This is a genomic window from Bacillus sp. NTK074B (genome assembly GCF_017303375.1).
GTDB lineage: Bacteria > Bacillota > Bacilli > Bacillales > Bacillaceae_B > Rossellomorea.
In genome coordinates this window covers 1-240 of sequence record NZ_JAFKOH010000323.1, presented here as the reverse complement: position 1 = coordinate 240, position 240 = coordinate 1, and the positions used below count along the sequence as shown (strand labels likewise).

Genomic DNA, 240 nt, shown 5'->3' with positions numbered 1-240 from the left:
GGTAATCAAAGTCAGGCAATTGGCGGGCAAGGGTGACAAGATTTTCAGTAAGCTCTTGGATCTGCGATTCATACATGAATAACTGGTCAAGCAACATTCTGATTTCCATGCGTGCCATTTCAGGACTGTCTTTCAATCCTATAGAATGCTTTGCCACCTGAAGGAGTCGCTCTACTTTCTTCTTTGACAGATAGCGAACACCCTTTGTCTGAAGAAAGTCAATCAGCTCTTCAGGCGAGA

The 240-nt window shown here is 44.2% G+C and carries 1 pseudogene; it reads right to left on the bottom strand.

From position 1 onward, the window contains the following. A pseudogene (locus tag JI667_RS22540) lies at window positions 1-240 on the bottom strand (IS110 family transposase); the annotation flags it as partial.